The following is a 21,753-nucleotide window of genomic DNA, read 5'->3' as shown; positions in this document are numbered from 1 at the left end:
TCTTTTTTAAAAACTACAACAACTGATGAAATACAACAACAAACAACAAGCAGTTCTTTTACTTAAAGACGGAACTATTTTTTACGGAAAATCAATTGGAATTTCAGGTACAACTTTTGGGGAAATTGCTTTTAATACCGGAACAACTGGCTATCAAGAAATATTTACAGATCCATCTTATTATGGGCAAATTATGGTTACAACCAATGCGCATATTGGAAATTATGGTGTAAATTCAAAAGAAGTGGAATCAGATTCTGTAAAAATTTCTGGATTAGTTTGTAAAAATTTTAGTATGAACTATTCTCGCGAAGATGCATCTGAAAGTTTGTATGATTATCTTGAAAAACAAAATTTAATTGTGATTTCAGATGTTGATACACGTGCTTTAGTTAGTTATATTAGAGATAATGGTGCTATGAATGCAATTATTTCTACTGATGGAACTTCAATTGAAGATTTAAAAGTGAAATTAGGTCAAACGCCTAATATGGAAGGTTTGGATTTAGCTTCTGTGGTTTCGACTAAAGAACCTTATTTTTTCGGAAATGAGAATGCTACATATAAAATTGCAGCTTTAGATTTAGGAATCAAAACAAACATCTTAAGAAATTTAGCAAAACGTGATTGTTATATTAAAGTGTATCCTTATAATGCTACTTTTAACGAAATGAAAGCGTTTAATCCGGATGGGTATTTTTTATCAAACGGCCCTGGAGATCCAGATCCATTAGCATCAGCGCAAGAAGTGGCAAGAAATATTTTAGCTGAAAACAAACCATTATTCGGAATTTGTTTAGGTCATCAAGTAATTGCTTTAGCAAATGGAATTTCAACGTATAAAATGTTTAATGGACACAGAGGAATTAATCATCCTGTAAAAAATCTGGTAACAGGTAAAGGCGAAATTACGTCTCAAAATCACGGTTTTGCTGTAAATAAAGTAGAATTAGAAAAACACCCAGATTTTGAATTAACACATGTTCATCTAAATGACGCTACTGTTGCTGGAATGAAAATGAAAACAAAAAACTGTTTTTCAGTACAATATCATCCAGAAGCAAGTCCTGGACCACATGATTCTAGTTATTTATTCGATGATTTTATTACGAACATAAAAACTTCTAAAAACTAAAACGTTATCGTTTATAAGTTTTATCGTAATTACGAAATTCGAAATAAAATATATTTAACTTTGTTTAGTTAATAATTTAGAATTAAAAAAATAATAAATATGAGCATAATAATTAAAGTTCACGCACGACAAATATTAGATTCAAGAGGTAATCCTACTGTTGAAGTAGATGTAATTACAGAAAATGGAATTTTAGGTAGAGCAGCAGTTCCATCTGGCGCTTCTACTGGTGAACATGAAGCAGTTGAATTACGTGACGGAGGAAAAGCCTATATGGGTAAAGGTGTTTTAAAAGCCGTTGAAAATGTAAACGCAACTATTGCATCAGAATTAGTTGGTATGTCCGTTTTTGAACAAAACGCTATCGATAAAATGATGATTGAATTAGACGGTACGCCAAATAAATCAAATCTTGGAGCTAATGCCATTTTAGGTGTGTCTTTAGCTGTCGCGAAAGCTGCTGCAAACGAATTAGGTATGCCTTTATATAGATATGTTGGTGGTGTTTCTGGAAATACGTTACCCGTTCCAATGATGAATATTATCAATGGTGGTTCACATTCAGATGCGCCTATTGCATTTCAAGAATTTATGATTATTCCAGTAAAAGCAACTTCTTTTACGCACGCTATGCAAATGGGTACTGAAATTTTTCACAACCTGAAAAAAGTATTACACGATAGAAATTTATCAACTGCTGTTGGTGATGAAGGTGGTTTTGCACCTAATTTAGCCGGTGGAACGGAAGATGCTTTAGATACAATTAAATTAGCGGTTGAGAAAGCGGGATATTCTTTTGGAGATGATGTTATGATTGCTTTAGATTGTGCGGCTTCGGAATTTTATGTAGACGGAAAATACGATTACACAAAGTTTGAAGGTGCTGGTGGAAAAATTAGAACGTCTGAAGAACAAGCAGATTATTTAGCTGAATTGGCTTCAAAATATCCAATTATTTCTATTGAAGATGGAATGTACGAAGATGATTGGAAAGGTTGGAAATACTTAACCGATAAAATTGGTAATAAAGTACAATTAGTTGGTGATGATTTATTTGTTACGAATGTAGAAAGACTTTCTCGTGGTATCAAAGAAGGCATAGCTAATTCAATTTTAATAAAAGTAAACCAAATTGGTACGTTATCTGAAACTATTGCAGCTGTTAATATGGCACATAATGCAGGTTATACTTCAGTAATGTCTCACCGTTCTGGAGAAACCGAAGACAATACCATTGCAGATTTAGCAGTAGCATTAAACTGTGGACAAATTAAAACAGGTTCAGCTTCTCGTTCAGATCGTATGGCAAAATACAATCAATTATTACGAATTGAAGAAGAATTAAACGAAGTAGCTTACTTTCCAGGCGCAAATGCTTTTAAAGTAAAATAATACTTTTGTCATACTGAACTCGTTTAGTATTTCATAATTTTATTAAATATAACACCTGAATGGTTTCAAAAACCAATTAGGTGTTTTTTTTGTACTTTTTTTTACGGGATATTAAGTATTTTAGAATGTTATATTTGTTTATATTTTAATTTGTTAGAAAAGTTTCTTAGGTTCTATATTCACTATAAATTTTATATATACCTATTGTGCAATTTATCTATACATTAATTTTAAAATTCAAGAAATAATTATTAAATTCGCAACTAAGATTATTACACATACAAAATATACATATTATCATGTCGAAAAATGCAATTATAGAAATTAATGGTAACAAATTTGAACTTCCTGTTATGGTGGGAAGTGAAAATGAAACAGCTATTGATATTAGTAAATTAAGAGATTTAACAGGTGCAATTACTTACGATCCAGGATATAAAAATTCAGGAGTATGTAAAAGTGATATTACGTTTCTTGATGGTGAAGAAGGAATTTTAAGATACCGTGGTTATTCTATTGAAGATTTAGCAGATAAGGCTGACTTTTTAGAAGTTTCTTACTTGGTTATTTTTGGTGAATTACCAACAAAAGTACAATTAGCGGATTTCGAAACCAACATCCGAAAATATACATTAGTTAATGAAGAAATGAAAAACATCATTGATGGTTTTCCAAAAACAGCTCACCCAATGGGCGTTTTATCTGCATTAACAAGTGCGCTTACTGCTTTTAATCCAAAAGTAGTAAATGTAGAAAACGAAAAAGAAATGTATGAAGCGATTTGTAAAACTATGGGTAAATTCTTAGTTTTAGCAACTTGGACATACAGAAAAAGTATGGGATTCCCATTAAATTATTACGACAATACTATTGGATATGTAGATAATTTCATGCAATTAATGTTTAAATTACCTACAGGACCATACAATGTGAATCCTACAGTAGTGGCTGCTTTAGATAAATTATTTATTTTACATGCAGATCATGAGCAAAACTGTTCAACTTCAACAGTTCGTATGGTAGGTTCTTCACATGCCGGATTATTTGCTTCAATCTCTGCTGGAGTTTCAGCACTTTGGGGTCCATTACACGGTGGTGCAAATCAAGCCGTATTGGAAATGTTAGAAGCCATTCAAAAAGATGGTGGTGATGCCGATAAATATTTAGCAAAAGCAAAAGATAAAAATGACGAATTCCGTTTAATGGGTTTTGGACATAGAGTTTATAAAAATTTCGATCCGAGAGCAAAAATCATCAAAAAAGCGGCAGACGAAGTTTTAGCAGAATTAGGAGTAAATGACCCAATTTTAGCCATTGCAAAAAAATTAGAAGAATCTGCTTTAGTTGATCCGTATTTCGTAGAAAGAAAATTATATCCAAACGTTGACTTCTATTCAGGTATTATTTACCGTGCATTAGGAATTCCTACAGATATGTTTACTGTTTTATTCGCAATTGGTCGTTTACCAGGATGGATTGCTCAATGGAAAGAAATGCGTGTTAATAAAGAACCAATTGGTCGTCCAAGACAAGTATATACAGGTCATCCGTTAAGAGACTTTGTAAAGTTTGAAGACAGAAAATAAAATTAAAAGTCCCGATTATTCGGGACTTTTTTATTTCAACTTATTTGTAATTTCTAAGGAGTCGTTTATAGGTAAAATTTGAGTTTCTTAAAGTTTCTCTTACTTTATTCATTAAAAATACGTTGCGAATTGCCGTCTTTGCGATGAATTTAAAAATATATACGTTTTTACTTGACAACGCCTATCTCACAATCGTATATTTGCACACGGTTTGAAAAGCATAAACTTTTAAACCTTAAACTTTTAAACTCAAAATATGAAATTATCACACTTCCAGTTTAATTTGCCAGAAGAATTATTAGCCGAATTTCCTTCAGAAAACAGAGATGAATCTCGTTTAATGGTGATTCACAGAAAAACAGGTGAAATTGAACATAAGATGTTTAAAGATATTATTGACTATTTTGATGATGGAGATGTAATGGTGCTTAATAATTCTAAGGTTTTTCCAGCTCGTTTGTATGGTAATAAAGAAAAAACAGGTGCAAGAATTGAAGTTTTCTTATTAAGAGAATTAAATGCGGAACAACGTTTGTGGGATGTTTTAGTAGATCCAGCGCGTAAAATTAGAATTGGAAATAAATTATATTTTGGTGATGACGATTCGTTAGTTGCCGAAGTTATCGATAATACAACTTCTCGTGGAAGAACATTACGTTTTTTGTATGACGGTTCTTATGAAGAATTTAGAGAAAAATTAATAGAATTAGGTGAAACGCCTATCCCAAAATTCATTAATCGTGAAGTTACTCCAGAAGATGCGGAGCGTTACCAAACTATTTATGCAAAAGAAGAAGGATCTGTAGCAGCACCAACTGCCGGATTACATTTCTCTAAGCATTTAATGAAACGTTTGGAAATCAAAGGAATTAATTTTGCTGAAGTTACTTTACATGTAGGTTTAGGTACTTTTAATCCTGTTGAAGTAGAAGATCTATCTAAACACAAAATGGATTCGGAAGAAATGGTAGTTACACAAGAAGCGTGTGATATTATCAACGGAGCCAGAACTAAGAAAAATAAAGTTTGTTGTATCGGAACTACTTCTATGCGTGCCATGGAAAGTACAGTTTCTTCTATGCGAACGTTAAATCCATATTCAGGTTGGACAAACAAATTTATTTATCCACCCTACGATTTTAGTTTAGCGGATGCGATGGTTTCTAATTTCCATACACCAAAATCAACTTTATTAATGATGGTTTCTGCTTTTTGTGGACACGATTTAATGAAAAAAGCATACGAAATTGCCATAAAAGAAAAATATAATTTCTATTCTTATGGTGATGCGATGTTAATTTTATAATCAAATTAAATAATTGATTATCTGAACCTATTTCAGATTCTTAAAATATAAACCCAACATGTAGTTGGGTTTTTTTATATCTTATTTTTTTGTTACTTTTACGCTTTAAAACCTACTAAAAATGAACTTTCAAAATACTAAAGAATTCGCAATAAGCTTAGATGCTCAAGATGAATTAAAATCGTATAAAAACGAATTTTATTTTCCACAACATAACAATCAAAATGTAATTTATTTTACAGGAAACTCATTAGGTTTACAACCAAAAATCACCAAAAAATATGTTGATGACATTATGGATGATTGGGCAAATATGGCTGTAGAAGGTCATTTTTATTCAGAAAAACCATGGTGGGATTATCATGAAAGATTTTGCGAACCATTATCAAAAATTGTTGGTGCGAAACCATCAGAAGTTGGTGTGATGAATACATTAACAGTCAATTTACATTTACTTTTAGTTTCTTTTTACCAACCAAAAGGCAAGAGAATTAAAATTTTATGCGAAGAAAAAGCATTTCCTTCCGATCAATATATGTTGCAAAGTCAAGTGAAATTTCACGGTTTTGATCCAGAAGATGCAATTGTTGAAATCAAAAGAAGAGAAGGTGAATTAACTACCCGACCAGAAGATATTTTAGCAAAAATTGAAGAATTAGGAGACGAGTTAGCACTTGTTTTTATTGGTGGTGTTAATTATTATACAGGTCAAGTTTTCGATATGAAAACCATCACGGCAGCCGGGCATAAGGCAGGGGCAATTGTTGGTTGGGATTTGGCTCATGCTGCAGGAAATATTAAATTAAATTTACACGATTGGGATGTCGATTTTGCCGCGTGGTGTAGTTATAAATATATGAATTCAGGACCAGGAAATGCTTCTGGATATTTTGTCCACGAAAAACATCATACTAACAAAGATTTAGATCGATTTGCAGGTTGGTACGGACATAATAAATCCCGTAGATTTTTAATGGAACCAAATTTTGATGCGGTTGAAGGCGCTAACGGTTGGCAAGTTAGTAATTTACCCGTTTTATCTTTAGCACCCTATTTAGCAACTGTTGAAATGTTTGCTCAAGTAGGTATGGAAAAACTAATTGCGAAAAGAAATCGTATCACTTCTTATTTAGAATTTATTCTACATGAAATCGATAAAGAAATTCCACAAGCGAATTTTGAAGTTATCACGCCTTCTAATCAATCTGAAAGAGGTTGTCAGTTATCAGTATATTTACACGGACAAGGCAAAGAATTATTCACTTATTTAATGCAAAATGGAGTAATTACAGATTGGCGTGAGCCTAATGTTATTCGTTTAGCACCCGTTCCATTTTATACGTCTTTTGAAGATATTTATAATTTTGGACAAATTTTGAAAAAAGGAATTTTAAAATAGAAATATTGATTTTCGGATTTTCAGATTTTCGGATTTTCAGAAAAAACAGATTTACAATATGCATAATTATAAAGAATTAGAGATTTGGAAATTAGGAGTAAAGTTTTGTCCAAAGATTTATTTAACAACAAATACATTTCCAAAAGAAGAAAAATTTGGTTTAGTAAGTCAATTAAATAGAGCCGTGGTTTCGGTTCCTTCAAATATTGCAGAAGGTTCTTCGAAATCATCGGATAAGCATTTCATAATTTATTTAGAAAACGCTTTAGGTTCTTGTTATGAAATAGAGACGCAGTTATTAGTTTCATCAGAATTAGGTTATATTTCATCAGATGATTTAATTTTGTTATCTGAAGAATTAACTCAAATTATTAAAATGATCATTAAATTTATAAAATATCTTCAGAATAAATTATAACGTAATAATCTAAAATCTGAATATCAAATATCCGAACATCTAAAATGAGCAAACAACAAAAAATAGAAAATTTCGATCCGTCACAACCTGGTTTAGCAGATGCTACCATTTTTGGATTGCCTTTTACAGCCGAAGAATCTGAAATTATTATTATTCCTGTACCTTGGGAAGTAACAGTGAGTTATGGTGCGGGTGCCTCTGAAGGTCCTGCTGCTATTTTTGATGCCTCATTTCAAGTAGATTTATTACATCAAGATTTTCCAGAATTATGGAAACTTGGAATTTATATGGATGAAGCGCCTGAACAATGGGCAAAAAACTCTGAAAAATATAAAAACATAGCACAACCTATTATTGAAGCTCTTGAAAATGGCGAAGATGTAGAAACGTTTCCTGCTTTAATGGAAGATTTGCATAAAATTAATACAGCTTGTAGAACACTTCATACGGAAGTGAAAGAAAAAGTGTTATTTTGGCAAAATAAAGGAAAAAAAGTAGCACTTTTAGGCGGAGATCACAGCACGCCACTTGGTTATTATGAAGCTTTAGCTACACAACACGATGATTTTGGTATCCTGCATTTGGATGCTCATATGGATTTGCGAGTGGCTTATGAAGGATTCACCTATTCTCATGCTTCTATAATGTATAATACATTACAAATTCCTCAAGTATCAAAAATTATTCAAGTTGGAATTAGAGATTTTTGCGAACAAGAAGTGGCTGTCGTAAAAAAATCAAATGGTAGAGTGCTTGTCCATACAGATGCTGATATGAAAGCAAAAGCGTTTGAAGGACAAACTTGGAAACAACAATGTGAAGAAATCATTTCGCAGTTACCACAAAAAGTCACTATTTCTTTTGATATTGATGGAATGTATCCATGGTATTGTCCAAATACAGGAACACCTGTTCCGGGCGGTTTTTCATTCGAACAAGCTACTTATTTATTTAATTTATTAGCTAATTCTGGTAAAGAAATAATTGGTTTTGATTTAGTGGAAGTAGCGCCAGGAGAAAATGACGATTGGGATGGAAATGTAGGTGCAAGAATGTTATTTCATATGTGCGGAATTCTTGCTAAATCTCAAAAACTGAATGTTGGAAATCGAGTTCAGTTTTAACAATCAAACAAAAACGAAATTTTTTTAAACTACATATGTAGTACATAGTTTATGTCAAATCAAACACCAAAAAAAATTGCAATAGTAGGTTCTGGATTAGTGGGAACTTTATTAGGAATTTATCTAAGAAAACGAGGTCATACCGTTCATGTGTACGACAGAAGTCCGGATATTCGAAAAATGAATTTTACAGGACGTTCTATTAATCTTGTTTTGTCTGATAGAGGTGTGAAAGCGTTACGCGATGTTGGTTTGGACCAAGAAGTTTTAAGTATAGGAATTCCTGTTGAAAAACGTGCCATTCATACCGAAAAAGACACCGTTAATGAACAGTTTTATGGAAAAGATGGCGAAGTAATTTATTCGCTTTCAAGAGGTTTGTTGAATAAAAAAATGGTCGATTTAGCTGAAAAAGCTGGAGTTGTTTTTTTCTTTGAAGAAAAAGTTTGGGATGTCGATTTGACAACAGCAACGATTTCAATAGGAGATTCTGAAAAAGGCGAATGGACTACACATGATTATGATATTACTTTTGGAGCCGATGGTGCTTTTTCTCGAATCAGACATAAAATGCAACGCCAGAGTATGTTTAATTATTCGCAAGAATTTTTAAATATTGGCTATAAAGAATTAAATATTCCTGCCAACCCAGATGGTACACATAAATTAGATAAAAAGTCCTTGCATATTTGGCCTCGAGGTAATTTTATGTTAATGGCTTTGGCTAATTTAGATGGAAGTTTTACTTGCACACTTTTTATGCCGCATGATGGAGAAAATTCATTCGAATCCATTAAAAGCAAGGAACAATTGGTTGGTTTCTTTGCGAATCACTTTCCTGATACAAAAGAAGTTATTCCAAATTTAGTAGAAGATTTCTTTAAAAATCCTACAAGTTATTTAGTAACCATGAAGTGTTTTCCTTGGACATTTAGTGATAAAGTAGCGTTGATTGGCGATGCTTGTCATGCAATAGTACCTTTTTATGGTCATGGAATGAATGCGGGCTTTGAGGATATTACCGTTTTGGAGGAAATGTTTGAAAAATATGGTGATGATTGGGCTAATTTATTAAATGATTACGAAAATTCTCGTAAACCAAATGCAGATGCAATTGCCGAACTTTCATACAGAAATTTTATGGAAATGAGCTCAAAAACAGCAGATACCAATTTTTTATTGCAAAAGAAAATCGAAAAATGGTTTTCAGACAAACATCCTCAATTATGGGTGCCGTTATATTCTCGTGTTACGTTTAGTCACCAACCTTATTCAGAAGCATTAGCTATTGGAGATAGACAAAACGAAATTATGCAAGAAGTATTGAAAATGGAAAATATTGACCAAAATTGGAACAGCCATATTGTTGAAAATAAAATTATTGAACTATTAAAAAAATAATTTCTTCCGATTTTTCAGAAATCATTTTCAGAAAACGTTTTTTCTGTTTTCAAAGCGTAAAAACAAGCTTCATTACATTGTTTCTTAGCATTAAATGTATTTGATTTCATTAAAATAAAACAAAATCGGGAAAACTTTACAATCTCTTAACATTAGAATAACAATAAATATCATAATTTTATTGAATAATTATTAAATAATAACGTTTAATATTGAAAATAATCTTACTATATCTCTTTTTTGGTATGATTGTTGCATAATTTCAAAAAGTTAATGTAAATTTTATTAAATTAGTTTTTTTTTCAAATCTAATTCACATAAATTTGCGACTATCAAAATAAAATTGAAATCAAATAATTAATCAATTCAAACTAAAAATTTTAAAAAAATGGGACAGGATTTAAACGTTTCTGTAGAGAACAAAGGAAGCAAAGGAAGTAGTGTTTTTGCATCTTTAACTATTGTTATTTGTATAGTTATTGGAGCTTTATTATGGAAATTTGTAATGGGAGCACCAGCAAACTTCGTTAAAGGTGATCCAGCTGGACAACCTTTACCAGGAAACTATTTAGGTATGGTTTTTAAAGGAGGTATGATTGTTCCTGTGTTAATGGGATTATTATTAATGACTATCGTTTTCTCTGTAGAAAGATTTATCGTTTTGAAAAAAGCAGCTGGAAAAGGAAATTTAGATAATTTCGTAAAAGGAGTGTTATCTCAAATTAAAACTGGAGATGTTCAAGGAGCTATTGCTGCTTGTGATGAACAAGAAGGTTCTGTTGCAAATGTTATAAAAGCAGGTTTATTAAAATCTGAGCAAGTTAAAAAAGACGGTTTAGATGTTGATACAGCTACCGAAAACATTACTAAAGAAGTAGAGCAAGCTACATCATTAGAAATGCCAATGTTAGAAAAACACTTAACTATTATTTCTACTTTAGTATCTATTGGTACATTATTAGGTTTATTAGGGACAGTATCTGGTATGATTAAAGCTTTCGCTGGATTAGCAGAAGGTACTCCAGATCAAGCAGAATTAGCAAATGGTATTTCTGAGGCGTTAATTAACACGGCTACTGGTATCTCAACTTCTACTTTAGCAGTTATTGCATACAACTATTTTACTTCAAAAATTGATACTTTAACTTATTTTATTGACGAAGCTGGTTTCGCAATTTCTCAAGCTTACAAAAGAGCTAAAGGAAGCAACTAAGATTTCATAAAATAATTATAAAGTTAAAATAAAGTAAAATGGCAAATATAAAAACATCTAAAAAAAGCACAAGAATCGACATGACGGCCATGTGTGACGTTGCGTTTTTGTTATTGTCCTTTTTTATCATGACAGCAACATCAAAAGTACCTGAGCCTAAGCCAGTAGATACGCCTGCGTCAACCATAAAAGCTAAATTGCCAGAAAGAAACTTACTTACTATTACAGTTGGTGATAGTGCAGTATATATTGGAATGTCTGAAAGAGAAACCAGAATTGCTGCATTAGAAGCTATGTCGTTAAAATATGATATTGCTTTCACGCCTCAAGAAATAAATGAGTTTTCTTTATTAGATTCATTCGGTGTTCCTTTGGAGCAATTAAAGTCTTTATTAGCTTTAAAAAATGCTCAAAGAAATAAACCAGGTACGCAATCTGGTATTCCTTTCAAAGGAGATATTTCTGAAAATGAATTGTCTTACTGGATTTATTATGCAAATGCAGCGGTTGTTATGGAACAACAAGCCAAAGGTGTAGAGAAAATCAAGGAAATTGAAATAGCTATAAAAGGTAGTTCTAAAGAAAAATATCCAGTTGTTAAGAATGTTTTTGATATCCTTCAAAAGCAAAACATGAATGATTTTTATTTAGTAACTTCACTAAGAGATGAAGATTTTTAATTAAAATAAAAAAAATAACATGGCAGAATTAAATACCGGTGGCGGTGGCGGTAAAGGCGGTAAAGTAAGAAGTAAAAAATCGAATCCAGGTGTTGATTTAACAGCAATGGTAGATTTAGCTTTCTTGTTGATTACTTTCTTTATCCTAACAACCACATTGTCTAAGCCACAATCTATGGATTTAGCTTTACCAGATAATACAAAACAGGATGATCCTAACCCACCAGAAACTCCAGCTTGGAGGACTTTAACTGTTGTTTTAGGTAAAAATGATAAGTTAGTATATTATATTGGTACAACAGACAAACCTTATGTTGATGCCGAAATAAATGGTGTTCCAAAATTGGAGAACTATGGAGGTAAAGGTATCAGAAAAGCACTTATTTCTCATAATAAATATGTGATGGATCATGTGGATAATCAAAAAACACAAGGGATGATGGTGCTTATTAAAGCAAGTAAATCAGCTAATTATAAAAATTTAGTTGATATTCTAGATGAAATGGCAATTGTTAAACCATTTTCGTATTCAATTGTTGATGTAACTCCAGGCGATTTAAAAATGCTTGAAGACAAAAAGATAAAATAACTTTAATTATAGAAAAATGAGTGGAAATGTAAACCTTAGCGACGCTAGTTTAATTGACAATATATTCGAAGGACGTAATAAAAGTTATGGAGCATACGAATTAAGAACAAATAGTTCAAAGAGAACTGTTTTAGCATTAATTATTTCTTCAATATTTTTTATCGGATTGGTTTTTGCTTTATATCTTTCAATGAAAAGTAAAGATAAAGAGGAAACCAAAATCACCAAGGTAGAACTTAAGAAAGTAAAAACTCCTATTAAAAAGGAGGAAAAGAAAATTTTAGAACAAAAAAAGGTGGAACCTATTAAAAAAGTGAAATCTGTGGTTGACATTGTAAAAAATGTGCCTCCAGTTGTTGTAAATAAGAAAACCGTTGAAAATGAAATCCCTCCAGTTGATCCAGATAAAAAATCGGGTTCAGAAACAGCTAAAGGGGATGCAAATGCAAGTCTTGAAAAAACTGGTGAATTAGCGCAAGAAGAACAAAAAGGAGATGATACAGATTACAATCAAATTTTTACTTCAGTTCAAGTTCAAGCATCACCTCCAGGTGGTATGAATGCTTTTAGAAAGCAAATTGGAAGTTCATTCCGTTTGCCAGAAGTAGATGAAACAACTACAGGAACTGTTGTAGCTAAATTCGTAGTTTGGGATGATGGATCTATTAGAGATATTGTAATTGTAAAAGAAAGTCCTGCTGGTTTAGGTTTAGGAAAAGAAGCTACAAGAATTTTAACTAAGTCTCCAAAATGGACACCAGGTATATACAATGGTAGAAGTGTAAAACAATACTATACATTACCTATTTCAATTCAGATTACTGCTTCAGAATAATATGAACTGGTTAAATAATTTAAAACAGAAATCGCCCAAACAGCGATTTCTGTTTATTTTAGGACTTTTAATATTTTGCTTTTATTTAGTTTTGGCTTATTTGGTTACTTTTTGGGATAATTTTCCACTAGAAGTATCGATGATAAGAAGAAGAATATTTGGAGGCTTATTAGTTTTATACGCTAGTTTCAGATTTTACAGATTAATAAATAAAGAAGAGGAATAAGATGAAAAATGGTTTTATAATACTTTTGTTTTTAAGTTTGGCAGTTGGTTTTGGACAGAATAATGACGCACCAAAAGAAGACGCAAAATTGATTAAAGAAAACACAACTGAAAAAAGTGATGAAACGGATTATGATCAAATATATACTTCCGTACAAGTTCAAGCGGTTCCTCCAGGCGGAATGAATGCTTTTAGAAAATATATTGCTTCTTCTTTTAGATTACCAGAAGTTTCTGAGAAAACACTTGGAACAATAATTGTGAAATTTGTAGTTTGGGATGATGGTTCAATTAGAGATATTAATATTATTAAAGAAAATCCTGTAGGTTTAGGTTTGGGAAAAGAGGCAGTTAGAGTATTAACTAATTCTGCAAAATGGACTCCAGGTCAATACAATGGTAGAAGTATAAAACAATATTATACCATTCCAATTTCATTACAAATAGCTCCTGTAGATAAAGTTGTTCAGCCAATTCAAGAAACTGAAGCGCCACCTAAAAAAGATTAATTTAATGAAAAAAATAATTTACATATTAGTTCTACTGATTTTAGTAATTTTCTCTTGTAAAAAATCTGAAAATAGCAATGAAGACGAATCTTACGTAAAAGGCAAAGCTGAAATTTATGTTGATGAATCTTTATTGCCAATTGTGGAAGATCAAGAAATGGTTTTTGAAAGTAAATATCAAAAAGCTGACATAACACTTATTCCAAAATCAGATTCGGATATAGTAAATTTAGTATTACAACGTAAAATTGACATTGCCGTTCTTTCACACGAATTGACTAAATCACAAGAAGATAAATTAAAAGCTTTTGATGTAATTGGTAAAATCACGCCTTTTTGTTCAGATGCTATTGCGCTAGTGGTAAATCAAAAATCTTCAAAAACTGCAATTACAGTATCTGAAGTTTTTGATATACTGAAAGGTAAAAATTCTGAGGTTCAATTTGTTTTTGATAATCAAAATTCAAGTACATTAAGTTTTTTAATGAATAAAGCGAGTGTTAAATCACTCTCAAAAAATATAACGGCATTAAAAAGTAATTTAGAAGTTATTAAATTTGTTTCCGAAAACAATAATTCAATAGGTTTTGTTGGAGTAAATTGGCTCCTGAATCCTTCAATTGAATTGGAAAGTACAATAAAAAATGTTAAAGTTTTAGCTGTTGGCGAAAGCATACAAAAAGCAGTAAAACCTACTCAGTCATATATTGAAACAAAAGAATATCCATTTACAAGAAAAATTTATTTGTTAAATTATCAGGGTAGAACAGGTTTAGGCATGGGATTTGCTTCTTTTGTAAAAAGCGAGGTTGGTCAGCGTATCATTCTTAAATCAGGATTAGCACCAGTAAAAATACCAACCCGAGAAATAAGAATTGTAAAAAGTAATAAAAAGAAATAAAAAAGAAGAAATGAGAACAATTATTTTATCAAGTTTTGTCACTATTTTATCTGCAGTTGCAGTAAATGCTCAAGATTTAGAGCAAGTTAAAAAAACTATCGATGCCGAAAAATTTTCAGAAGCTAGAAAATCATTAAAGTCAATGGTTGAAACAGCGCCAGATAAAGGTAAAAATTACTTTTATCTTGGTCAAGTATATTTAGCGTTAGAAAAACAAGATTCGGCAAAAGTATATTTTGAAAAAGGTAAAGTAGCTAAAGATGCAGGACATCTAAATTTAATTGGTTTAGGGCAATTAAATTTATTAGAAGGGAATTCATCTGCAGCAGAAACTAATTTCACTTCTGCATTAGCAATAGCTAAAAAGAAAAATACGGAAGAACAAATTTTTATTACGCAAGCTTATTTAAAAGCGACTAACCCAGATGTTTCAAAAGCATTAGCGGCAGCAAAATTAGCTGTAGCAAGTGATCCAAAATCGGCATTAGCGCAAATTGCTTTGGGAGATGCATTAGTAGCAAACAAAAATATTAATGATGCATATGTAGCATACAGAACAGCTGGAGAATTAGATAAAACATCATTAAGAGCGCCTTTGCAATTGGCAATTATCACAAGAAATGCACAAGCTTTTCCAGAAGCATTAAAAGCATTTAATGATATCTTAGCAATTAATCCAAGTTACGGACCAGCTTTTCGTGAAAAAGCAGAAACCAACTTGGCTTGGGCGTATGCAAAAAAATCACTTTTCGAAGAAAAAATTGCTGCTGCTTTAGAAGATTATAAAAAGTATATGAGTTTAACTGATGTTTCTACAGATGCTAAAATTAAATATGCTGATTTCTTAATCTTATCAAAAAAATGGAAAGAATTAGAAGCGGAAGCTTTGGCGATTCAAAAATTAGATAAAGTGAATCCAAAAGTATTTAAATATTTAGGATATGCTTATTCTGAAAACGGAAATTCTGAAGGGGCTATTAAGTCATTAACGGACTATATGACAAAAGTTGATGCTAAAAAAATTAATGGTAAAGATTATTTGTATTTAGCAAAAGCAAAATTAGCTACTTCAATGGACGATAAAGGTATTATTTCTAATCAAATTAAGTTTAATGAAGCCATTTCAGATTTAACAAAAGCAGCAGAATTAAATCCAAATTTAAATACAGAATTTACTGAAATTGGAATTAAATTATATTCTGGAAAAGCGTATTTAGAAGCTGCAAAATTATTTGAATTAGCAGTTAAAAACACAAATTCAAAAAGTTACAGCCGCGATAATTTTTTATTAGGAAATTCAATTTTGTTCTATGCTGAAAGTAAAACAGCAGCTCAAAAAGCAACATTAACTGCGGAATTTGTAAAAGCTAATAACGCATATGCAGAAGCAATCAGAATCTCTCCAAACACACAAGATGTTTATTTTTACAAAGGACAATTAAACAGAGTTATTGGAACTCCAGAAGCCAATGCACAAGCTGTTTTAGATTATGAAGGTTATGTAAAAACAGTAACTTCAAAAGGAGAAACAGAAATGGCAAAAGCAGCAGTAAAAGAAAACTTATTTGAAACGTATTCATTTATTGGCGCAAATTATGCTACTACTGATAAAGCTAAAGCAATAGAAAATTTCAAAAAAGCAGCTGAAATTAATCCAAATGATGTTTTCGTAAAAGAATCTTTACAAGCATTAAATAAATAAAAAACACAATTAAAATTTTAAATACCGATAGCGAAAGTTATCGGTTTTTTTATGCACTATTTTCAACTCATAAAGTTTTACCGTTTACCCTTTACCTTTTACCCTAAATAAATTACCTTTGCACTCAATAAAAAATATATGCTTAACAAAGACACCCAAATATTAGTAGACAAAGGCGAAATGCTTCCTTTGATGGAAGAGTTTTATACCATACAGGGCGAAGGGTTTCATACCGGAACTGCAGCCTACTTTATTCGTGTAGGTGGTTGTGATGTAGGTTGTCATTGGTGTGATGTTAAAGAAAGCTGGAATGCGGATTTACATCCTCCAACAGCTGTAGAGAAAATAGTTTCGAATGCAAAATCTTATGCAGAAACCATTGTAATTACCGGAGGCGAACCCCTAACTTGGGATATGAATCCAATAACAACACAATTAAAAAATGCAGGATTAAATGTTCATATTGAAACTTCTGGTGCTTACGAGGTAACAGGAACTTGGGATTGGTTTTGTTTATCGCCTAAGAAAAACAAATTGCCAGTACCTTCAGCTTATGCCATCGCCAACGAATTGAAAGTTATAATACACAACAAACACGATTTTATTTTCGCAGAAGAACAAGCAGAAAAAACAAATAAAAATGCCATTTTATTCTTACAACCCGAATGGAGCAAAAAAGAAGAAATGACACCGTTAATTGTAGAGTATGTTATGAATAACCCAAAATGGCGAGTTTCTTTGCAAACTCATAAATATTTGAATATACCGTAATAAATTCCAATGTTAAAAATTCCAAATCCCAAAATTGAAACTTAAATTATTTACTATTTTTCAACACGGATTTAACAGATTTTTAAAATTTCTTTGATCTGTGTTTCAAAAAATAGATTTTGTGTTTTTTGGGATTTTAAATATTGGAATTTGGAATTTAATTTTTGAAATTTATATTGAAAGTTTTGCCAAATAATCAAAATGTTCACCTTCTAAAAGTAATTCGCATTTTAAACCATTTGCAATAGCTGCATTTTGAAGTGTGTTGTAATCCAAATACAACCAAGGAAAAGTATCTTCCGTATCTCCTTTATATTGAACAGTAAAAGTCAATTCGCCATAATATCCTTCTGCAGGAATACAGTAGGCGCCATCTTCATCTTGATCATACATATAAATTAAATCTGAGGAATCAATTAAAATCTGACCTTCATCTTTCAATAACGATTTTAATTTCTGTAAATACTTGTCAGTTTCTTTTAGGGTGCCGAAAATCCCAGTTCCATTCATCAAAAGAAGAATCGTATCGAATTTATTTTTTACATCTAAATCTAAAATATTGGCAACTTTCACATTTTCTATGCCACGAAGTTGACAAGCTTTCACAGCATTTTCCGAAATATCTATAGCAGTAACATCCAGTTTTCTTTCGTTTTGTAATGCTAAAGTATGACTTCCAGCACCACATCCTACATCTAAAACGCTTCCCTTTGCTAATTGTAACGCTTTTTGTTCCAATTCTGGCATTTCATTATAGGTTCTAAACAAATAAGAAACCGGCATTTCATCAGCTTCTGAAATCGAAGTTTCAGTAACTAAATCTTCTGGGGAATTATTCGTTTGGTAATCTAATATGGCTTTTCCAAAAAGGTCTTTCATCGTTATATTTCAAAATTCAACATTCGTTATTCTTAAATCTATGTTCAAAATCGTAACTTTGTAGTTCATTCAGACAAATTAATAATGAAGCCATCGTTAAACGAAATTCAAAAGTTAGCCAAAGATACACATATTGAAACTAAAAAATATTTCGATAAGTTAAAAAAACGGGTTCCAAAAAATTTAGATTATGTAATGCAAGATTTACACGATGCTGAATTTAAAAAAACCGACTGTCTCGATTGTGCGAATTGTTGTAAAACTACTGGGCCATTATTTACAGATGCTGATGTGGAACGCATCGCAAAACATTTTAAGCAAAAACCACAACAGTTTATCAGTCAGTTTTTACGAATAGACGAAGATAATGATTATGTGTTAAAATCAGTGCCGTGTACGTTTTTAGAGTCGGACAATAAATGTTTTATTTACGATGTGCGCCCAAAAGCGTGTAGAGAATTTCCGCATACAGATAGAAAAAAGTTCAATCAAATTACCGATTTGACTTTGTTGAATGTTGCGATTTGTCCAGCTGCGTTTAATATTGTAGAGAAAATGAAAGTGAAAATGCCTTTGTAATTTAGTTGTAAATTAAATATTTATTTCTCATTTCTTTAAAAGCATTCAAATCAGCTTCCCAACTTTTTCTAATTTCTTTTTCAGAAACACCTTCAATTATTTGCTCTTGAAGTTTTTTGGTTCCTGCTAATTTCGTAAAAAAATCATTAAAAAAAACAGTTTTGTCGGAAGTATTGGCATATGTTTTTATTAGCCATTTCAACTCTAAACGACTCACTTTTTTGATTTTACTTAAATCTTCTCCATAACATAAAATGTCTTTATGCATCGGTTCTTTTGCTCCAAAATTAGGTTGTGGCATAAATGAAAATTCTGTTTTCAGTAAAAATGGCGAACCGTATATTTGAAATTGTTTTTCCGTGCCTCTTCCCACACTAACATTCGTGCCTTCAAAAAAACACAAGCTAGCATATAAATTTATCGATTGATCATTTGGTAAATTTGGCGAGGGTTTTACGGGTAAACTATACGGCATATCTCTTTTGTAATTGGTACAGGGCACTACCGTTAAATTACAAATGACTCCGTTTGCAAGCCACTTTTCTCCATTAATCATTTTAGCATATTCCCCAATAGTCATACCATGTAAAACAGGAATGGGGTGCATGCCTACAAAACTTGTATGTTCTATTTCTAAAATCGGCCCATCCACTATAGTGCCATTCGGATTGGGTCTGTCTAAAACTAAAAGTTCAATATTGTTTTCTGCGCAAGCTTCCATTATATAGTGTAGCGTAGAAATATAGGTGTAAAATCTAGCACCTACATCTTGAATATCAAAAACAATAACATCAATATCTGTCAATTGTTCGGGCTTTGGCTTTTTGTTATTTCCGTATAATGAAATAATGGGTAAATTGGTTTTGGTGTCTTTCCCATCTTTAATTACTTCCCCGGCATCAGCAGTTCCTCTAAATCCGTGTTCTGGAGCATATATTTTTTGTAAAGCAACTTTTTTTTCTAAAAGAAAATCCACCAAGTGTTTTCTGTTTTCAACAATTCCAGTCGGATTCGTAACAATCCCAATTTTTTTATTCGCCAATAATGGTAAATAGGCGACATAATTTTCAGCACCTGTTTTTAGGGCTGAATTTTTGAGTTTATGACTTGATGTTTCGGTTGCTATTGCTTTTGACTTTTGACTTTCGACTTTTGATTTTTTCACAGTTGAACATCCAAAAGAAAATAATAGTATTAAAATAAATAAAAACGTATTTTTGAACTCAAATTTCATAAGTATATATTTTGAATTTAGAATATTTTATTGCGAAACGACTTATTGTTTCTAAAAGTTATAAAAGTAGTGTTTCTTCACCAATTATAAAAATTGCTATTTGGGCTATTGCTTTAAGTATTTTTATGATGGTGCTTTCAGTAGCAACAGGTATTGGTTTGCAGCAAAAAATACGCGAAAAAATCGCAGCGTTTAACGGGCATATAATCGTATCAAATTTTGATGACAACCAATCTCAAGTTACTGCCGAACCCTTCGATTCTAAAATATTGCCTATTTCGCAATTAAGAAAAAACAAATACATTACTCATGTGCAGCCCATCATCACTAAAGGCGCATTAATTAGAACTAAAACGGATGTTGAAGGCGTTGTTTTTAAAGGAGTAGATACATCGTATCAATGGAAAAATATAGAAGATTTTTTAGTCGAAGGAAAAATTTCTACCTATAAAGAAGGCGACATCAATCAAGTATTGATTTCTCAGTTTTTAGCCAATCGATTAAAATTAAAAGTAGGAAATTCGTTTACTACCTTTTTCATGAAAACACAAGGTAAATTGCCAAGTGTTCGAAAGTTCACCATTTCCGGAATTTATAACTCTGGCTTTCAAGAATTCGATTCTTCCTATATAATAGGTAATATACAACATTTGCAACGTATCAATAAATGGGATTCTTCTCAATTTGGAGCGTATGAAATTTTTATAGACGATTTTTCAAAATTAGACCAGCGCGCACAAGAAATTTACAAATCCATTCCGCCAACATTTAACAGTGTATCCATTTCCGAAAAATATTTCAGTATTTTCGAATGGCTAAAACTTTTCGATTTCAATATTTTAGTCATTTTAATCATAATGATTGCCGTTGCAACCATAAATATGGTGGTAGCACTTTTGGTTTTAATTCTCGAACGCACCCAACTAATTGGAATGTTAAAAGCACTTGGCGCTAACAATTGGTCCATTCGAAAAATATTTTTATATAACGCAGCACATTTAATTTCAAGAGGTTTGCTTTGGGGAAATGGAACGGCAATTATATTATTATTTATCCAAAAGAAGTTCGAAATTATTACGCTTAATCCAGAAAGTTACTATGTGTCATCGGCTCCGGTTGATATTAATTTTCTGCATATCGCACTTTTAAATGCAGGAACAATTCTTATTTGTGTCTTGATTTTATTAATTCCATCTTACCTAATTACAAAAATATCTCCAATTAAGGCGTTGAAGTTTTTTTAGCAGCTATTTCCTGCTCTCCGCTATATCTTTTTGTATAGTGGACTTTGAAAATAAAGCCCACTATACAAAAAGGATGCCGCTACGATCAGGGCTAGGGCCTTATTTTTTCAGTTGAATTCCCCTGCAAAACTTTTTTATCAAGAAATTCTGTTATGTAACGTCTTGTAGTTCAATAGTTAAGAAAATACTTTAAAAAAAGATTAGTATAAGGTTAGGAAATCCGAATAAAGTTACTAGTTTTGCACCGCATTGAGAGCGACGTTCTTTATTAATTAGTACCAATATCCTACGAATTTTATTTTTGATAAAAGGATAAAAAAGATTTGGTATTTAAAAAATAAAGTTGTTATCTTTGCACCCCGCAAGAGGAATAGTTCTTTTTATATATTGGTTAGCAAAACGGAGATAAAATTTTCTCAAAAAAAAGTGTATTAAAGTTTTGGTAATAAAAAAAAAGGTTCTACTTTTGCACCCGCTAACTCAGAGAGTAATTGAAGTGAAGGCAAAAATAAGAGAACAAGTTCATAGACATATTGGATTGACAGCATATAAGAATAAGAGTAATATCTTTTTCGAGTATTATAAAGAATTGAATACCTAGCAAAATGATTATCGTCGATAAAATAATTAG

20 protein-coding genes are annotated in these 21,753 nt (G+C 31.5%); 18 read left to right on the top strand and 2 right to left on the bottom strand.

From position 1 onward, the window contains the following. The first annotated feature begins 25 nt into the window (after positions 1-25). From carA to KA468_RS02970, 16 genes are all read left to right on the top strand, one after another. Positions 26-1,135 (top strand): glutamine-hydrolyzing carbamoyl-phosphate synthase small subunit, encoded by a 1,110-nt coding sequence (carA, locus tag KA468_RS03045; protein WP_291241477.1) that lies wholly within the window; start codon positions 26-28, stop codon positions 1,133-1,135. A 99-nt stretch (positions 1,136-1,234) separates the two neighbouring features. Next, positions 1,235-2,527: a phosphopyruvate hydratase gene (eno, locus tag KA468_RS03040; RefSeq protein WP_291241476.1), complete on the top strand. Its 1,293-nt coding sequence runs from the start codon at positions 1,235-1,237 to the stop codon at positions 2,525-2,527. Positions 2,528-2,826: 299 nt separating this feature from the next. Further along, on the top strand, positions 2,827-4,113 hold the full coding sequence (locus tag KA468_RS03035) for a citrate synthase (protein WP_291241475.1): 1,287 nt from the start codon (positions 2,827-2,829) through the stop codon (positions 4,111-4,113). A gap of 256 nt (positions 4,114-4,369) precedes the next feature. Continuing rightward, on the top strand, positions 4,370-5,419 hold the full coding sequence (queA, locus tag KA468_RS03030) for a tRNA preQ1(34) S-adenosylmethionine ribosyltransferase-isomerase QueA (RefSeq protein WP_291241474.1): 1,050 nt from the start codon (positions 4,370-4,372) through the stop codon (positions 5,417-5,419). A gap of 121 nt (positions 5,420-5,540) precedes the next feature. Beyond that, positions 5,541-6,818 (top strand): kynureninase, encoded by a 1,278-nt coding sequence (kynU, locus tag KA468_RS03025; protein ID WP_291241473.1) that lies wholly within the window; start codon positions 5,541-5,543, stop codon positions 6,816-6,818. A gap of 58 nt (positions 6,819-6,876) precedes the next feature. Beyond that, positions 6,877-7,236: a four helix bundle protein gene (locus KA468_RS03020; RefSeq protein ID WP_291241472.1), complete on the top strand. Its 360-nt coding sequence runs from the start codon at positions 6,877-6,879 to the stop codon at positions 7,234-7,236. Positions 7,237-7,280: 44 nt separating this feature from the next. Continuing rightward, the gene (locus KA468_RS03015; protein WP_291241471.1) at positions 7,281-8,360 is read left to right on the top strand and encodes an agmatinase family protein; all 1,080 of its coding nucleotides are present in this window, start codon (positions 7,281-7,283) and stop codon (positions 8,358-8,360) included. Positions 8,361-8,411: 51 nt separating this feature from the next. Further along, positions 8,412-9,761 (top strand): NAD(P)/FAD-dependent oxidoreductase, encoded by a 1,350-nt coding sequence (locus KA468_RS03010; protein WP_291241470.1) that lies wholly within the window; start codon positions 8,412-8,414, stop codon positions 9,759-9,761. A gap of 388 nt (positions 9,762-10,149) precedes the next feature. Further along, positions 10,150-10,974, top strand: a complete 825-nt coding sequence (locus KA468_RS03005; protein WP_291241469.1) for a MotA/TolQ/ExbB proton channel family protein — start codon at positions 10,150-10,152, stop codon at positions 10,972-10,974. A 38-nt stretch (positions 10,975-11,012) separates the two neighbouring features. Then, on the top strand, positions 11,013-11,654 hold the full coding sequence (locus KA468_RS03000) for a biopolymer transporter ExbD (protein ID WP_291241468.1): 642 nt from the start codon (positions 11,013-11,015) through the stop codon (positions 11,652-11,654). 19 nt (positions 11,655-11,673) lie between these two features. Beyond that, complete coding sequence (locus KA468_RS02995; protein ID WP_291241467.1) at positions 11,674-12,243, top strand: biopolymer transporter ExbD; 570 nt, start codon at positions 11,674-11,676, stop codon at positions 12,241-12,243. Positions 12,244-12,259: 16 nt separating this feature from the next. Next, the gene (locus tag KA468_RS02990) at positions 12,260-13,078 is read left to right on the top strand and encodes an energy transducer TonB (RefSeq protein ID WP_291241466.1); all 819 of its coding nucleotides are present in this window, start codon (positions 12,260-12,262) and stop codon (positions 13,076-13,078) included. Positions 13,079-13,305: 227 nt separating this feature from the next. Next, positions 13,306-13,812 carry an energy transducer TonB gene (locus tag KA468_RS02985; protein WP_291241465.1) on the top strand — a complete coding sequence of 169 codons (507 nt, stop codon included), beginning with the start codon at positions 13,306-13,308 and terminating at the stop codon, positions 13,810-13,812. A gap of 4 nt (positions 13,813-13,816) precedes the next feature. Next, positions 13,817-14,713 (top strand): PstS family phosphate ABC transporter substrate-binding protein, encoded by an 897-nt coding sequence (locus KA468_RS02980; RefSeq protein ID WP_291241464.1) that lies wholly within the window; start codon positions 13,817-13,819, stop codon positions 14,711-14,713. A 10-nt stretch (positions 14,714-14,723) separates the two neighbouring features. Next, positions 14,724-16,415, top strand: coding sequence for a hypothetical protein (locus tag KA468_RS02975; protein WP_291241463.1), 1,692 nt, complete (start codon positions 14,724-14,726; stop codon positions 16,413-16,415). 138 nt (positions 16,416-16,553) lie between these two features. Then, the gene (locus KA468_RS02970; protein WP_291241462.1) at positions 16,554-17,186 is read left to right on the top strand and encodes a 7-carboxy-7-deazaguanine synthase QueE; all 633 of its coding nucleotides are present in this window, start codon (positions 16,554-16,556) and stop codon (positions 17,184-17,186) included. Positions 17,187-17,357: 171 nt separating this feature from the next. Here the strand turns inward: KA468_RS02970 and KA468_RS02965 are convergent, their stop codons facing one another. Then, the gene (locus tag KA468_RS02965) at positions 17,358-18,065 is read right to left on the bottom strand and encodes a class I SAM-dependent methyltransferase (RefSeq protein WP_291241461.1); all 708 of its coding nucleotides are present in this window, start codon (positions 18,063-18,065) and stop codon (positions 17,358-17,360) included. Between the two features lie 84 nt (positions 18,066-18,149). Here KA468_RS02965 and KA468_RS02960 point away from each other — a divergent pair, with 84 nt between their 5' ends. Then, positions 18,150-18,644, top strand: coding sequence for a YkgJ family cysteine cluster protein (locus KA468_RS02960; RefSeq protein ID WP_291241460.1), 495 nt, complete (start codon positions 18,150-18,152; stop codon positions 18,642-18,644). 1 nt (position 18,645) lies between these two features. Here the strand turns inward: KA468_RS02960 and KA468_RS02955 are convergent, their stop codons facing one another. Next, a complete protein-coding gene (locus tag KA468_RS02955) occupies positions 18,646-19,878 on the bottom strand; it encodes a DUF1343 domain-containing protein (protein ID WP_291241459.1) in 1,233 nt (410 codons plus the stop codon). Between the two features lie 11 nt (positions 19,879-19,889). Between KA468_RS02955 and KA468_RS02950 the strand changes: the two genes are divergently transcribed. Beyond that, positions 19,890-21,122, top strand: a complete 1,233-nt coding sequence (locus KA468_RS02950; protein WP_291241458.1) for an FtsX-like permease family protein — start codon at positions 19,890-19,892, stop codon at positions 21,120-21,122. The last annotated feature ends 631 nt before the right edge of the window (positions 21,123-21,753 follow it).

Origin of the sequence: Flavobacterium sp. (assembly GCF_017985075.1) — a bacterium.
Taxonomy (GTDB): Bacteria; Bacteroidota; Bacteroidia; order Flavobacteriales; family Flavobacteriaceae; genus Flavobacterium.
The sequence above is the reverse complement of the archived record's forward strand: the minus strand, read 5'-3'. Positions and strand labels throughout refer to the sequence as shown.

What these genes read in the sequence shown, in the direction of transcription:
- KA468_RS03020 (WP_291241472.1), top strand. Translation starts at nt 6,877, where the DNA reads ATGCATAATTATAAAGAATTAGAGATTTGGAAATTAGGAGTAAAGTTT.
- KA468_RS02965 (WP_291241461.1), bottom strand. Translation starts at nt 18,065, where the DNA reads ATGAAAGACCTTTTTGGAAAAGCCATATTAGATTACCAAACGAATAAT.
- KA468_RS03010 (WP_291241470.1), top strand. Translation starts at nt 8,412, where the DNA reads ATGTCAAATCAAACACCAAAAAAAATTGCAATAGTAGGTTCTGGATTA.
- KA468_RS02970 (WP_291241462.1), top strand. Translation starts at nt 16,554, where the DNA reads ATGCTTAACAAAGACACCCAAATATTAGTAGACAAAGGCGAAATGCTT.
- KA468_RS03005 (WP_291241469.1), top strand. Translation starts at nt 10,150, where the DNA reads ATGGGACAGGATTTAAACGTTTCTGTAGAGAACAAAGGAAGCAAAGGA.
- KA468_RS03035 (WP_291241475.1), top strand. Translation starts at nt 2,827, where the DNA reads ATGTCGAAAAATGCAATTATAGAAATTAATGGTAACAAATTTGAACTT.
- KA468_RS03000 (WP_291241468.1), top strand. Translation starts at nt 11,013, where the DNA reads ATGGCAAATATAAAAACATCTAAAAAAAGCACAAGAATCGACATGACG.
- KA468_RS02995 (WP_291241467.1), top strand. Translation starts at nt 11,674, where the DNA reads ATGGCAGAATTAAATACCGGTGGCGGTGGCGGTAAAGGCGGTAAAGTA.
- KA468_RS02975 (WP_291241463.1), top strand. Translation starts at nt 14,724, where the DNA reads ATGAGAACAATTATTTTATCAAGTTTTGTCACTATTTTATCTGCAGTT.
- eno (WP_291241476.1), top strand. Translation starts at nt 1,235, where the DNA reads ATGAGCATAATAATTAAAGTTCACGCACGACAAATATTAGATTCAAGA.
- KA468_RS02980 (WP_291241464.1), top strand. Translation starts at nt 13,817, where the DNA reads ATGAAAAAAATAATTTACATATTAGTTCTACTGATTTTAGTAATTTTC.
- KA468_RS03015 (WP_291241471.1), top strand. Translation starts at nt 7,281, where the DNA reads ATGAGCAAACAACAAAAAATAGAAAATTTCGATCCGTCACAACCTGGT.
- KA468_RS02985 (WP_291241465.1), top strand. Translation starts at nt 13,306, where the DNA reads ATGAAAAATGGTTTTATAATACTTTTGTTTTTAAGTTTGGCAGTTGGT.
- carA (WP_291241477.1), top strand. Translation starts at nt 26, where the DNA reads ATGAAATACAACAACAAACAACAAGCAGTTCTTTTACTTAAAGACGGA.
- kynU (WP_291241473.1), top strand. Translation starts at nt 5,541, where the DNA reads ATGAACTTTCAAAATACTAAAGAATTCGCAATAAGCTTAGATGCTCAA.
- KA468_RS02955 (WP_291241459.1), bottom strand. Translation starts at nt 19,878, where the DNA reads ATGAAATTTGAGTTCAAAAATACGTTTTTATTTATTTTAATACTATTA.
- KA468_RS02960 (WP_291241460.1), top strand. Translation starts at nt 18,150, where the DNA reads ATGAAGCCATCGTTAAACGAAATTCAAAAGTTAGCCAAAGATACACAT.
- queA (WP_291241474.1), top strand. Translation starts at nt 4,370, where the DNA reads ATGAAATTATCACACTTCCAGTTTAATTTGCCAGAAGAATTATTAGCC.
- KA468_RS02990 (WP_291241466.1), top strand. Translation starts at nt 12,260, where the DNA reads ATGAGTGGAAATGTAAACCTTAGCGACGCTAGTTTAATTGACAATATA.